Raw genomic sequence first — 14444 nt, 5'->3', positions numbered from 1 at the left:
CTGAAAACACTGATATGAAAATTTTACGCGTAATAACCCTGCTGGTAACTATAGTTACAACCCTTACCGGCTGCGAAAGCGATGTGAACAATATTGAATCGTTTGAAAGTAAGTCGAAACTGGTAGTGGTGTCTTATATTTCGCCACAGGACACCATGCTGGTAGTGCGGGTACAGAAAACACAACCTGCCCTGGGCAAGCAGCTAACGGAAGAACAACGCAATGTAAAGGATGCTGTAGTTACTATAGCAGATGGTACAGCTATAGTTGCGCTGGCTTACAATGCAACTACTAACCAGTACGAAGCCGATGCGCGTGCCTGGCCTGTGCAAGCCGGAAAAACATACCATTTAAAAGTAGCGGCGCCCGGCAGCACCGCCGAAGCCACTTGTACCATACCCTTAACCGATGGTATAACGATAACCGAAGCAACAGCGCCTTACACCATCATACAGGATTATTATGGACAAAGCGTGCCTAAGTATACCATTACCTTTAAATGGCAGGATGCCCCCGGAGTCAAAAATTTTTACCGTACCCTGGCCTTTAAAGAGTATTCGTTTACAGATTTCAGTGGCAAAAAGCATACGTATAAAGAGGGCCTTTATGGCAGCTACGATAACGAGGACAAGCAACTGCAGGACGACGAAGATTACCAGGGCAGCATTATGTCTTCGGAGCCATTGGTTTACTACGACTATAATTCCGGAAGCGTTGATAAGCCCTACTATATAAACTGTGTGCTGGTCGTATCAGACAAAAACTATTTCCTTTACCACCGGGCCCTGGACAAGCAGGAAGAATCGAATGGCAATCCGTTTGCTGAACCTGCGCTGATGTATACCAACATGCAGGGCGGCCTTGGGGTATTTGCCGGGTACAACCAATTGGTAACAAAAATAGAGATAAACTAAAAATACAAGCCCGGCAAAACCGCCGGGCTTTTTTGTGGCAGGCCCAGTTAACTATAACCTCCTGACTAACTATAGTTGCAGCCCTTTTTTTGCTTTTTAGTACAACTAATGTATAAACTAAAAGTATAGTAAGATTTATATTTGCCAGGTAATTTATAGAGCTGCTAAAGCTGGTTTTTGCGGATGGTTCTTTGTAAATTACAGGTTAATTTATCGTTCTTTAATAAGCGCAACGCCGCACACATGAGTAAAACAAACAACTCTTTGCCTTTAACAGAGGGATCAACAAGCACCGAAGCGACCAATAACCTTAATACTGCAGAACTATACCGCTTACTTATTGAAGGCGTAAACGATTATGCCATCTTTATGCTGGATACATCGGGTAGCATTATTACCTGGAATGCCGGTGCCGAACATATTAAGGGGTATAAAGCCAGTGAGATTATAGGCAAGCATTTTTCTATTTTTTACCCCAGAGAGGCGATAGAAAGTAATTACCCGCAATTTGAGTTAACCAAAGCAAAAGCAGACGGTAAGTTTGAGGACGAAGGCTGGCGTGTACGTAAAGACGGCACCCAGATATGGGCAAACGTGGTTATTACGGCTGTTTATAACAAGCAGGGCAAACACATTGGTTTTTCGAAAGTAACCAGAGACCTGTCGGAGCGCCGCAAAAATGAGGAACTGATGCACAAAAACCAGGAGCTGCTCCGCATCAATACCGACCTCGATAACTTTGTATACACTGCCTCGCACGACTTAAAAGCACCAGTCATAAACCTGGAGGGCCTTGTTGAGGTACTGAAGGAAGACCTTGGCGATAACACGCACCACCCTATACTTGACAGAATAACCGCCTCTATAAACAGGCTTAAAAATGTAATAACTGACCTGACTGAAGTGGCAAGGCTGCAGGATAGCAATGCTACTAAAGAAGTAGTTGAACTACAGGGCCTGCTAGAAGAAGTGAAAGAGGATCTGCAGCTGAACATGGAAAGAAAAGGTGCCCGCATCCATTCTAACCTACAGGGCTTTTCGTTGTTGCGCTATCCGCGTAAAAACCTGCGCAGCATTGTATATAACCTGTTATCCAATGCCATCAAGTATTCGTCTCCGGACAGAGTCCCGGAAATAAATGTAACCATGACGCAACCAAGCCCGGAGCAACTGGTGCTAAGTATAGCTGATAACGGGCTGGGCATGAACGAAGCACAACGGGATAAAGTATTCCAGATGTACCGGCGTATGCACACACACGTAGAGGGATCGGGGCTTGGCTTATACATCGTAAAAAGGATACTGGAAAATAACGGCGACCGCATAGAAGTAGAAAGTGAAGAAGGCGTAGGATCTACGTTTAAAATTTACTTTAAGGCAACCAGTTATTAGCTACACATCTTTTGCCTCCTTACATTCGGGCCATTTTTATGTTAGTGCCGTAAACTATAGCTGGGCCTTCGGGCTTGCATATGTTTCATTTAAACTAAAGTAGATTATGGCACAAGGAGATAAGTCAGCCTACACCGATAAGCAGAAGCGCCAGGCGCAGCATATTGAGGAGAGCTATGAAAAACGTGGCGTAAGTGATAAAGAAGCTGAAAAAAGAGCCTGGGCTACCGTAAACAAACACGATGGTGGCGGCAAGAAAAGCGGCTCGGGCAGGGGCAAATCATAACTGTAAAACTATAGTTTAAAAAAGGGCCGGCAGTATAAAAACTGCCAGCCCTTTTTTGTTACGGGTAATTATTGGTATGTTCCTGTGCAACGTCGTCAGCTATAGTTGGCGGCACATCTGTCAGGGGCCTGTTATGCGAAAACGGCCTGCCGGATGGATATGTTTTGTCTGTTTTTGCTTTGCCGTTTTTGTGGCGCATGGCAACTATAGCTGCACCGGCAAGGGCTACCACCCCGGCCGCCATCAGCACTTTAGGTACGGGGTTACTTGGCGCTGGCGGCACCGATACTACCCCCAATTCATCTGTTATGGCAGGCTCATGCACATAGCGGCCATGCTCGGGCACAGCTACCGTCCAGAAGTCATGTACCAAGTCATCTAACTGCCATTGCAGGGTTTGCCCCCGCATAGGCATACCGTGTCCGGTAGCAGCTACGGCCGGGCTCAAGTTTGCCAGTTTCTCTACAGAATGGTGTGCTTCGGCCCAATCGGTGGTGTAATATTTTGGCGGTCCGTACACATGTTTTTTTTGCGTCATCACAGCTACCATCGATTCGCCGTGGCGGGTGATAAAAGCATCCCCTGCCAGCAGCACTCTGTCGCTCTCCCTGAAAAACGAAACGTGCCCCGCTGTGTGGCCCGGCGTGTGCAACCAGTGCCAGCGTGGTAAGCCGGGAACGGTACCATCCTGAGGGAGTAGTTCTACGTGGTTGGTTATGTTAATAGGTTTTTTGGGGTACAAAAATGCCATGTAGGCCATACCGCCTCCGCCTACGCTGGCATCTGGTGGCGGGTAGCTGGAGCGGCCGGTCAGGTAAGGGAGCTCTAGCGGGTGGGCATAAACTGGTACATCCCATTCGTTGGCAAGCTCTTTAACAGCGCCGATGTGATCGAAGTGGCCGTGCGTGAGCAGGATGGAACGCGGTTTTGTGCCTGGCCCGAACAGCTCTTCGGCAGCAGCTTTTATTTTGCCCGCCGAGCCATACACCCCGGTATCAATCAGGGTCCAGGTGCCGTCCGGTTCGCTTACAAAGTACAGGTTCACGAATACGGTCTTCATGCCCCATACGCCGGGCGCTACCGGAAAAGTATGTTTGCTCCGGTTCTGATTTTCATTTGCCTCCATAGATTCTTACGGTAAATAACGTGGTAACTATAAGTAAAGGAATATTTAACTACGCACCTTAGGCCAAAGTGGCCGGCAACTGGCATGGTTAATTTGTTAAACAAAATGATAGGCTGTTTTAAAAAAGTATTAACATATGAATATACATAACGTGCTGAATTAAAGCAAGGTAAATGTATTTGCCAAGTTAACGGCGCATTGTTGCATTGTATTAGTTTTTGCTTTATATTACTAATGCCGAACCTATAGTTCTGCCATTAGCAGTGCTATTTGCTGGTTTGTCAGGTAAAAAACTGGATTATTTATTGCACAGATTTACCTGTATTTATAGGCACGCTTTTTGTAAATTTATATGTAGCTGTAGGGCCTGCCAAAGGTGCAGCAGCGGAATTATTTTTCTGATATTGAAGTTAGAACATCATGGTTAACTTATTTGTACCTCCGAACTATATGGCAGTTTATGCCAAATGTATAGATGCATCGTTACCGGCATTTGAGCCGGAAGAGTGGGTGGAAGAAGGCAAAATATATCCTGTAAAGCACTTTACAGAACCGATGAACCAGGGCGAAGGCTTTGCCATTACCCTGATGGATGAAGATGGCGTGGAAATACATCCTTCATCATCACACTGGAGCTTTGCTTCTCACCGATTCGAATTATATACTTTGTTTCTGAATTAAAATCTTTCAGTAACTATTTACGTTAATGAGAAAGGCTGCCATGAGCAGCCTTTTTTTTATTTCAGTTGGTTTGTGTAGTATCCGGTTTGAGTTATGATCAGCCCCGAAGAATTCAATAATCTGCCGCCGCACCTTCAGGCAGAGATCGCCCTTACCGAAGGGCATTACCTGCATCACCGCATCAGAGGCTGGTGTAAAATTGACCTGTACTGGCTCTATGATTTTTACGTGGAACTCTGGTTTTTTTACGACCTAAAAAGCATCGGCCTAGTACGCGCCCTTACCACTTACCACGCTCTCGACCCCTATGCCGAAACTATAAAACTCAAGCTCTCTATCAACAAAGAGAACGAATGATTTGTAGTTAGGAAGTTAGAAAAGTGTAAGTTAGTAAGTTGAGATGTTGTAGAGATGCAATATGTTGCGTCTTTTACCCTAACTGATTAAAAAATCAGCAATCAACAATTAAACATATCAACCATCAGCATTCAGCCAAAACTTAAGAACAACTATACTATAGCTCAGGCAAATTCTATACTTTTGAAGTATGAGCAGAAATTTGTTATTAATAAGCACATCTACCACGCATGGAACCGGTTACCTGGAACATGCCGAATCTGAAATAAAAGAATTACTGAAAGGCAAAAGCAGCCTCTTGTTTATACCCTTTGCTCGCCCAAATGGCATATCACATGCTGATTATACAGCTAAAGCACGCGAAGCTTTTGAGAAATGGGGTATAAGCGTGACCGGCGTGCACGAGCATGATAACCCGGTGAAAGCTGTAAACGAAGCCGAAGCCGTTTTTATAGGTGGTGGTAATACCTTTTTGCTTTTAAAGCAACTATACGCCAACAAACTGGTAGAGCCCTTGAAAGAGCGTGTTCGTAAAGGCATGCCGTACATCGGGACCAGTGCCGGAACAAACGTAGCTGGTAAAACTATAGGTACCACTAACGACATGCCTATTGTACACCCCAAAACGCTGGATGCTTTGGAACTAGTGCCATTCAACATCAACCCGCATTACCTGGACCCAATACCAGACTCTACCCACATGGGCGAAACCCGCGAAACCAGAATTCTAGAGTTTCATGGGCACAACCGTCAGCCAGTTGTAGGACTGCGAGAAGGTAGCATGCTGCGCGTTCAAAGTGATAAAATAGAATTAAAAGGCCCGCTTACGGCACGCGTTTTCCTGCAAGGCCAAAAGCCAATGGAGTTTGCTCCATCAGATGATATTACGTTCCTGCTGGAAGCTTATTAGAATAGAATTTTATCTTAAAAAAGTAAGAAGACAGCTGCTCAGGTGGCTGTCTTTTTGATTTATAGTTGGTTTCAGGTTATAACTCCGGCTCTATTACTAAAACCAAAAGCTAAATCCCAAAAATTAGCTAATTTTGCAGCATCGTGAGAAAGAAGAAGCAAAAGCATTTCGAGATACTCGAAAACATTAAGATAGAAGAGATGGTGGCTGAGGGCAAATGTCTGGCGCGCCATAACAACTTGGTAATTTTTGTGGGCGGCGTGGCTCCCGGCGACGTGGTAGACCTGCGTGTTACCAAAAAGAAGAAGAGCTTTATGGAAGCTGTGCCTGTGCAGTTCAGAGAGTATTCTGAGTTGCGCGTGCAGCCTTTTTGTGAGCACTTCGGTATTTGCGGCGGTTGCAAGTGGCAGCACATTGGTTACGACACACAACTTTACTATAAAGAGAAACAGGTAAAAGATAACCTCGAGCGAATTGGTAAAGTAGCGCTTCCGGCTTTTGATCCTATACTTGGTTCTAAACAGGATAAGTTCTACCGCAATAAACTGGAATTCACATTCTCGAGCTTTGGCTGGCTGACCAACGAGCAGATTCAGTCTGGTGAGAACTATGACCGCAATGCGCTGGGCTTTCATATGCCCGGTCGCTTCGATAAGATTCTGGATATTCAGCACTGTTACCTGCAACCTGATCCATCCAACGCCATTCGATTAGCTGTTCGCGATTATACCCGTGCAAAAGGTATGGAGTATTATGATGCGGTGAAGCAAACCGGTTTCCTGCGTAACCTTATAGTTCGTACAGCGAACACCGGCGACCTTATGGTGATACTGTTAGTAAAGTATGATGACCAGGAAGCTATAGTTGGCATCCTGGACGACTTATACGCCAAGTTCCCTGAGATCACGTCGTTGCAGTATGTGGTGAATCCGAAAATGAACGATACCTTCCACGACCAGGAAGTGATCTGCTACAAAGGCCAGCCGTACATTTACGAGCAGATGGAGGATATTCGTTTCCAGGTGGGGCCGAAGTCGTTTTACCAGACCAACGCCGACCAGGCTTACGAGCTATACCGTTTAACGCGCGAGTTTGCTGGCTTAACAGGTAACGAACTGGTGTATGACCTGTACACAGGCGCCGGAACTATAGCCAACTTTGTAGCCCATCAAGCGAAAGAAGTAATCGGTATCGAATATGTGCCAAGCGCTATCGAAGATGCCAAAATCAACTCAGAACTTAACAATATCACTAACACTACTTTTTATGCTGGTGATATGAAAGACATTCTGTCGGATGAACTGATTGAACGCCATGGCAGACCGGAAGTAGTGATTACAGATCCACCGCGCGCTGGCATGCACCCGGATGTGATTGAAAAACTGCTGCAGGTGCACGCCGACCGTATAGTTTATGTAAGCTGTAACCCGGCCACGCAGGCCCGCGACCTGGAGTTGTTATCTGATAAGTATGATGTAGCGCGTGTGCAGCCTGTGGATATGTTTCCGCAGACCCATCACGTTGAAAATATAGTTTTACTAACTGCAAAAGTTGAAAATATAGTTTTACTAACTGCAAAATAAGATACGATGGAAAACGATCCGGAATTAAACGGTAAATACCTGGGCACCATTTCGAAGGATTTTGTAGTGGTGGCCGAAACATTGCGCGAAGCCTCTTACCAGGTGCGCAAGCGAAACATTTCCAAGTACCCGATCTTTGTGTTCAGCAGAACGCAGGTGCCGGTTGGCTCCAATTTTTTAGCTAAGGAAGAACTGGCTTTGGAGTGGAACATCAACGCATCGTACCTCGAAGATTTTATGCAGCGCCAATTGGTACTGGAAGATCGCGTAGAAGATTTTAAAGCTGCTTATAAAGACGCTGATGAGTTCTGCTGCCTTTTTGTAGTTGACGGCGAGTTTCAGAACTTCGTGTTTATTCCTTATCCGGAAGATTAAGGTTTTGATAAAAGTCAAAGGGGAAAACTATAGTTGTATTAAACAAAAAGAGAAGCTTAATCGGCTTCTCTTTTTGTTTTTATCTATTGTTCAATGTCAAATAGTTTTTTTCAAATAGATTAAAAATGCGTCCAACCTTGGGCTTTAAGCGGGAACGACTGACCATGTTTGTTGGCCATGTTGATGCCTTCGCTGGCTTCCGTAATTTTACCGATAATGCTGATATCCGGGTGATTCTTTAGCTTGTCGTAATCTGATAGAGGAGCAGTGAACAGCAGTTCGTAGTCTTCGCCACCGTTCAGCATACACATAACCGGGTCCAGGTTAAATTCCATAGCAGCTTCCAACATCTGCTCGTCTGCAGGCAGGTTTTCGCGGTAAATGGTAGCACCTACACCAGATTGTGAACAAATATGCATCAACTCCGATGCCAGCCCATCCGACACATCGATCATGGAAGTTGGTTTCACGCCGATCTCTTTCAGCTCGTGAATGACATCCATACGTGCTTCCGGGCGAAGCTGGCGACCAACTATGTATTCATGCTTTTCGAGTTCAGGCTGCATTTCCGGATCTGCCATAAAAGCCTGCTTTTCGCGCTCCAGTATCTGTAAACCCATATATGCTGCGCCAATATCACCCGTCAAACAAATCAGATCGTTTACTTTTGCCCCGCTGCGCAACACTGCTTCGCCTTTGGCCACTTCACCGATAGCCGTTATACTTATTACCAAACCTGCTCTAGAGGAAGTTGTATCGCCGCCAACCAAGTCTACTTTATAGTTTTCGCAAGCCAGCCTGATGCCTTCGTATAGTTCATCAATGGCTTCTACAGTATAGCGTGCGCCAACGGCTATGTTCACTGTAATCTGGGTAGGTTTGGCGTTCATAGCCGCCACATCCGATACGTTTACAGCTACGGCTTTATAACCCAGGTGCTTCAGAGGGCAAAAGGTAAGGTCAAAATGTACCCCTTCCAGCATCATGTCGCTGGTTATAACCAGTTGCTTTTCTACGGGCTCAATTATAGCAGCATCGTCGCCAATACCTTTTATTGTGGAGGGTTGCTGCAACACAACTTGCTCTTTTATGCGTCTGATCAGTCCAAACTCACCTACTTCGCTTAGTGGGGTTAGCTCACTCATAGTTCTATCTTAAATGGAATGGCTGCAAAATTACGAAATATTAAGCAACAAACTGTGAGCTTATAGATAGTGCTGATTCATTCTTTCAATCTAAGGTGTGGCCACTGGCATTTTAAGAACTATTGCTGCAAATAGGTTAGGCCTATACTTCCGACCCAAAGATCCTTTCAGGATGACAAAAAAATTAACTTCTTGTAAGACACGAGTTACAAACTCGCGCCAGCAATTAATAGCTTGTACACTAAAATCCTTTTCAATCCTTTTACATCCTGTAAATCCTGATTCAGACAAACAGAAAAAGCGCAACTAAAAGCTGCGCCCTTCCTGAACCATGTTTCACTATAGTTAGTCCTATGCTCCTTTTTGTGCTTCCTGTTTGTCGGATGCCAGCAATTCCTGTGGTTTGGTGCCATTTAGGTCGAGGGCCTGCATCTGGTTTATAGTTGCTTCTTTCAGTTCCTCAAACTCATCCATGTTCTTTTTGCTGATCGGGTTGGCAGAAGGCAGTTTTACGCGAAGTGCATCAACCTGGCGGCCATTTTTCCAGAAGCGGTAGCACAGGTGCGGGCCGGTAGCCAGACCAGTGCTGCCTACATACCCGATCGTCTGGCCTTGTACTACGCGTTTGCCCGGGCGCATGCCTTTTGCAAACCTCGACATGTGCAGGTATTGGGTAGTGTAAGTTTTGTTGTGTTTGATCTTTACATAATAGCCATTGCCGCTGGTATACTTTGCTTCCAACACCACGCCATCGCCAACCGTACGGATAGGAGTGCCCTGGCGGGCTGCAAAGTCAGTACCCAGATGGGCTTTGTATCGCTTCTGTACCGGGTGAAAACGGTTTTTAGAGAAGCGGGAACTAACACGACTATACTCCAGGGGCTCACGCAAAAATGCTCTTTTCAGACTTTTTCCGTCCTGGTCGTAGTAACCCATGCTTTTGCCTTCGCTGAAACCAATTGCATAAATTTCTTTTCCTTCGTGCTCAAAATAAGCTGACTTTATTTTACCAAAGCCGATGGTTTCACCATTTACCACATGCTCATCATAGATCAGCTTAAACTTATCGCCGGGCTGTATGCGGTTCAGGTCCAGGCGCCAGGCATAAATATCAGCAAAGTGGTTTACCAGTTGCGCAGAGCCTCCGGCTTCAATCAATGCATCGAACAGCGAATTCTGGATGATACCGGCTACTGCTCTTTCAACGGTGTCTACTTTTCTTTTCTCCAGGATTACATTCAGGTCGCCGCGCAGGTCGTAGATCACATATTCGGTTTCGCTGGGCTCATAAATAAAGTATTGAGCTGTTTTGCCGGAATCTGGCAGGTGCAGAATGGTATAGTTGCGGTTAGCGCTGATGCGGCGCACGTTAAAAACTTCTCTTGATTTTTTTGCCAGTTCTGAAATAGTCGTCAGCGAAATGTTATATTCATCCAGTATCTCCGATAGGTTTTCGCCACGTTTTACAGTTGCTTCCACTATCTCCAGCGAGTCGGTTGGGATACCATAAACTATAGGTGCAGGAGCTTTTACTTTGGTAGGCTGAACTGGTTGTGCTGGTGCGTTTGGTTTGCTCTGGGCACTGGCTTTTTCGAAAGTCAGGTTTTGTACTACTGTGAAAAACACTAACATTGATATAGCTATCAGGGTGGCTAGGCTGATACTACGTTTGAACATTACTAACTGGCTTAAAATTGAAATTATGTGCGAAAATATAGCTTAAGCAATAGAAATAAAAATAAATGTCAATACAATAATCAGATTATAAATCAGTTACGCTGATTTTTGCTATACCTGATTTAGCATTTAAGTTTGCACTTGTCGTAAAGCAGGATTGTACTATAAAAGTGTAGTGTTTTTGCTATGTAACTATAGTTCAGTTATTTATAGTTGTTTTTCTGTAGTTGGCCGCAGGAGCATTATTGCTTTAAAAAATCTTTTATAACTTTGGTGCTTATGAAAGCATTAGAAGGAAAAGTAGCTCTGGTAACCGGGGCATCAAAAGGAATAGGACGTGCCATTGCACAGAAGTTTGTGGAAGAAGGCGCGCAGGTAGCATTTACCTACTTATCAAGTGTTGAAAAAGGACAGGCCCTGGAGCAGGAACTTACTGCCAACGGCGGTAAAGCAAAAGGCTACCGCTCCGATGCATCGGACATCGCGCAGGCCGACAAACTGATAGAAGATGTAGTGGCTGATTTCGGCAAGATTGATATACTGGTAAACAACGCCGGTATTACCCGCGATGGTTTGCTGATGCGCATGACCGAAGACCAGTGGGATGCCGTGATCAACACCAACCTGAAATCTGTTTTCAACCTGACCAAAGGCGCTACCAAGCACATGATGCGTGCCAAGTATGGTTCTATCATCAACATCACTTCGGTGGTAGGTATTAAAGGTAACGCAGGCCAGGCAAACTATGCAGCGTCTAAGGCAGGTAGCATTGGCTTTACCAAGTCTGTTGCTTTAGAGCTGGGTTCACGCAATATCCGTTGCAACGCAATTGCCCCAGGCTTTATAGAAACCGAAATGACCGGCGAGCTGGATCAGAAAGTGGTAGACGAATGGAGAAAGGCGATTCCGTTAAAACGTGGTGGTACTCCTGAGGATGTGGCGAACTGCGCCGTATTCCTTGCATCCGACCAGTCTTCTTACATTACTGGCCAGGTACTACAGGTTGATGGCGGTATGCTGACTTAAGAATTAGGAATGATTAATTACGAATGATGAATTAATTTTATACTTCGTAAAACTATATGAAGACCAATGCTGTAACGTTATCGTTAGTAGCATTGGTCTTTTTGTTTATCTTTAGCTGAAAGGACATCCAACCATACTTCAAATTCTAAAATCGCTTGAACAGTTTCCGACTGATAACGACTTATTCTCCGTGGCTTATACTTGCCTGCCTGGCTGTGGGTGCACTGTATGCGTGGCTATTGTATAGTAAGAAAGCTCCGTGGTCTAAAAGTATAAACTACAGTCTGGCGGTACTACGGTTTTTGGTGGTCAGCTTTCTGTGCTTCCTGCTACTGGGGCCAATGGTGCGTTATATCTCCAACACAACTATAAAACCAACTATAGTTTTCGCGGTAGATAATTCCCAGTCAGTAAAGTTATTTTCTGATTCTGTTCAGTTAAATCAGGCTCAGCGTGAATTACAAACTATACTTACCGGGCTACAGGATGCCGGCTACGAAACAGAGATTCGCACGCTAAGCGACACCACCAAACCCGAAACACTGGAACAAGTGCAGTTTGGTGCGCCCTCCACTAACCTGAGCCAGCTACTACAAAACATTCGCAACGATTATAGCAACCAGAACCTGGCTGGCGTGGTGCTTCTTTCCGATGGTATCGTGAACCAGGGTATTTCACCCACCTACGCCAACTATAACTATAGCATTTACCCGGTAGCTGTGGGTGATACGGTTCCTAAAAAAGACATTGTACTGGCATCGTTGCGCTACAATAAAGTAACCTATAGTGGCAACCGTTTCCCGTTGGAAGCAGAAGTAGAGCAGCAGGGCTTTGGCAATAAAACTGTAGCTGTTACCTTAATAGAGAATGGCAAAGCGATAGACCGTAAAACGATAACTCTAAAGCAAGGGCAGGCTGTACAGCAGGTGCCTTTTCAGGTGATGGCAGGTGGTTTAGGCAAACGTCATTACGAAGTTGAAGTAGTACCGCTGCAAGGGGAGTTTACAGCCATCAACAATACCAAGCATGCTTACATCGATGTGGTAAAAGGAAAGATAAAGATACTGATAGCCGCTGCTGCGCCACACCCCGATATTAACGCCCTGCGTGCCGCCATCGAAACCAACGAAAACTACGAAACTGAGCTGTTTATACCTGGCCTCACCTCGCTAAAGCAGCAGGATTACGATGTAGCTATACTTCACCAGTTGCCGGGCAGAACAGCCGGAGGCGATGCCGCTTTAAATTTAGTCCGACAGAAAAATATCCCAAGCCTGTTTATACTTGGTCCACAAAGCGATATACAGGATTTTAACCGATTGAATACAGGGGTGCGCGTGAGCACAAATGGGCAGGCTGATGAAGTAACAACGGCTATAAATCCCAACTTCAGTACATTTAAGGTGGCTGAAGAAACCACCGAGCGCCTGCAGCAATACCCGCCAGCAACAGTACCTTTCGGCGATTACAAATTAGCTCCTAATACAGAAACGGTGCTTTACCAACAAGTAGGCCGTGTGCGCACTACCAAACCATTATTAACAGTACAAACAACAGGCAGTACCCGAAACGCTACGCTACTGGCTTCCGGAACCTGGCAATGGCGCATTGCCGAAGCAGCCAATAATCAACAGCCTGTAGTGTATGACCAATTGATCACGAACCTGGTGCAGTTGCTGAGCGCCCCACGTAATAAGAAACGTCTGAACGTATATCCTGCCCAAAACGACTATACCAGCAACGACGAGATCACTTTTGAAGCAGAAGCATACAACGAAGCGCTAGAACCAGTTTACGGCCAAAATATAAACCTGAAGATCACTGATGAAAACGGTGCTACAAAGACCTTCAATTTTGCAAATGGAGAAAACCAAACGGGCGTAACTATCGGAAACCTACCCGGCGGGCGCTATACCTATACCGCCACTGCCCGCATTAACAACTCACTACAGCAGGACAAGGGCGATTTTATGGTAGAAGAACTGCAACTGGAAGCCCTGCACGCCGTGGCAGACCATAACCTTTTGTATCAGCTCGCCAGTAATACCGGTGCAAACCTATACTTCCCCAATCAGCTAAAACAACTCCAGCAAGATATTCTTAAAGCAAACTATAAACCTGTTATCGACAGCAAGGAAGATATCCGCGATATGGTGGATTTGAAATGGTTGTTCTTGGTGTTGTTAGCGTTGGTTTCTGTGGAGTGGTTTGTAAGGAAGTATAACGGGAGTTATTGATTTATAAGTTAAAGACCAGGCAGTTTAGACCTAGCAGCGTGCGTAGCTCCTGCTAGCCTCTTATTACTATAGTTGAAGCTTTCTCCAATCTGAACCAAGCTATCCTTTCAAATTTCTTGTAATCCTGGGAGCTTTATAAATCTATAGTTTCAATCTAGCTTTGGTGCCCTCGTGGCCGGGAGGCCTCGTCTTCGGGCATCGCGCTGTGCAAATCTCTTTTGTTCCTTCGTCGCAATGCCTTCACGGCACCAGATATTTACAAGGCGCTCAACCCAAAGACTGATACGTTTCTCATAGCTACAGCTTAACTATAGTTTGAATCGGTAAGCTTCGAGATTTATCGTGGCTATAGTTTCGTAGGGACAGGTCGCGACCTGTGCCATTTTAGGCTGTACCTATAAAACTATAATTACAACTATAGCTTTAGCAGAACTGTCCCCTTGAGGGGACTATAGGGGTGTTAAACGTCAACTATAGAACTCTAGCTTATACGATAGCAAAGGCATAAAAACTCCCTCTCCTGTTAGGAGAGGGTTGGGGTGAGGTGAAATTGCGACTATGAAACTATAGATCCTAACTATAGCAGTATCTAAATTCCCCTCTTGAGAGCAGGGTCGTTAAGTTCTAATGTATTTAGCCATCAGTGTTATTTTGTTGGCAAAAGCTGTGATCGCATCCTTCATAGAGTGGAAGCTACATTTTCTGGCGATGTTCAAGGCTATATTTTTCAATAGG

Annotated in this window: 13 protein-coding genes; 10 read left to right on the top strand and 3 right to left on the bottom strand. The window is 45.2% G+C overall.

The features are described from left to right. Positions 1 to 14: 14 nt before the first annotated feature. From GWO68_RS12225 to GWO68_RS12215, 3 genes are all read left to right on the top strand, one after another. Positions 15 to 914 (top strand): DUF4249 domain-containing protein, encoded by a 900-nt coding sequence (locus tag GWO68_RS12225; RefSeq protein ID WP_162346740.1) that lies wholly within the window; start codon positions 15 to 17, stop codon positions 912 to 914. Between the two features lie 243 nt (positions 915 to 1157). Further along, positions 1158 to 2306: a sensor histidine kinase gene (locus GWO68_RS12220; protein ID WP_162346739.1), complete on the top strand. Its 1149-nt coding sequence runs from the start codon at positions 1158 to 1160 to the stop codon at positions 2304 to 2306. A gap of 106 nt (positions 2307 to 2412) precedes the next feature. Further along, a complete protein-coding gene (locus GWO68_RS12215) occupies positions 2413 to 2592 on the top strand; it encodes a hypothetical protein (RefSeq protein ID WP_162346738.1) in 180 nt (59 codons plus the stop codon). A gap of 58 nt (positions 2593 to 2650) precedes the next feature. On the opposite strand, the gene GWO68_RS12210 is transcribed toward GWO68_RS12215, so the two are convergent. After that, positions 2651 to 3718: an MBL fold metallo-hydrolase gene (locus tag GWO68_RS12210; protein WP_235942044.1), complete on the bottom strand. Its 1068-nt coding sequence runs from the start codon at positions 3716 to 3718 to the stop codon at positions 2651 to 2653. A 420-nt stretch (positions 3719 to 4138) separates the two neighbouring features. Here GWO68_RS12210 and GWO68_RS12205 point away from each other — a divergent pair, with 420 nt between their 5' ends. The 5 genes from GWO68_RS12205 (at position 4139) to GWO68_RS12185 (ending at position 7624) form a co-directional block, all read left to right on the top strand. Further along, positions 4139 to 4399 (top strand): hypothetical protein, encoded by a 261-nt coding sequence (locus tag GWO68_RS12205; RefSeq protein ID WP_162346737.1) that lies wholly within the window; start codon positions 4139 to 4141, stop codon positions 4397 to 4399. 93 nt (positions 4400 to 4492) lie between these two features. Next, positions 4493 to 4756 (top strand): hypothetical protein, encoded by a 264-nt coding sequence (locus tag GWO68_RS12200; protein ID WP_162346736.1) that lies wholly within the window; start codon positions 4493 to 4495, stop codon positions 4754 to 4756. Positions 4757 to 4946: 190 nt separating this feature from the next. Continuing rightward, the gene (gene pepE, locus GWO68_RS12195) at positions 4947 to 5666 is read left to right on the top strand and encodes a dipeptidase PepE (RefSeq protein ID WP_162346735.1); all 720 of its coding nucleotides are present in this window, start codon (positions 4947 to 4949) and stop codon (positions 5664 to 5666) included. 143 nt (positions 5667 to 5809) lie between these two features. Beyond that, entirely contained in the window at positions 5810 to 7249 is a 1440-nt protein-coding gene (rlmD, locus tag GWO68_RS12190) for a 23S rRNA (uracil(1939)-C(5))-methyltransferase RlmD (protein WP_162346734.1), read from the top strand. Positions 7250 to 7255: 6 nt separating this feature from the next. Further along, positions 7256 to 7624 carry a hypothetical protein gene (locus GWO68_RS12185; protein ID WP_162346733.1) on the top strand — a complete coding sequence of 123 codons (369 nt, stop codon included), beginning with the start codon at positions 7256 to 7258 and terminating at the stop codon, positions 7622 to 7624. 119 nt (positions 7625 to 7743) lie between these two features. On the opposite strand, the gene thiL is transcribed toward GWO68_RS12185, so the two are convergent. After that, the gene (gene thiL, locus GWO68_RS12180) at positions 7744 to 8769 is read right to left on the bottom strand and encodes a thiamine-phosphate kinase (RefSeq protein WP_162346732.1); all 1026 of its coding nucleotides are present in this window, start codon (positions 8767 to 8769) and stop codon (positions 7744 to 7746) included. Positions 8770 to 9120: 351 nt separating this feature from the next. Next, positions 9121 to 10401 (bottom strand): peptidoglycan DD-metalloendopeptidase family protein, encoded by a 1281-nt coding sequence (locus GWO68_RS12175; RefSeq protein WP_235942043.1) that lies wholly within the window; start codon positions 10399 to 10401, stop codon positions 9121 to 9123. Between the two features lie 324 nt (positions 10402 to 10725). On the opposite strand from GWO68_RS12175, the gene fabG reads away from it, so the two are divergent. Beyond that, positions 10726 to 11472 (top strand): 3-oxoacyl-[acyl-carrier-protein] reductase, encoded by a 747-nt coding sequence (gene fabG, locus GWO68_RS12170; RefSeq protein WP_162346730.1) that lies wholly within the window; start codon positions 10726 to 10728, stop codon positions 11470 to 11472. Positions 11473 to 11627: 155 nt separating this feature from the next. Next, complete coding sequence (locus GWO68_RS12165; protein WP_162346729.1) at positions 11628 to 13709, top strand: VWA domain-containing protein; 2082 nt, start codon at positions 11628 to 11630, stop codon at positions 13707 to 13709. The last annotated feature ends 735 nt before the right edge of the window (positions 13710 to 14444 follow it).

The organism is Pontibacter fetidus (genome assembly GCF_010119545.1).
GTDB lineage: Bacteria > Bacteroidota > Bacteroidia > Cytophagales > Hymenobacteraceae > Pontibacter > Pontibacter fetidus.
Note: the sequence above shows the minus strand (reverse complement) of the source record. Positions and strands in the feature narration are given on the sequence as shown.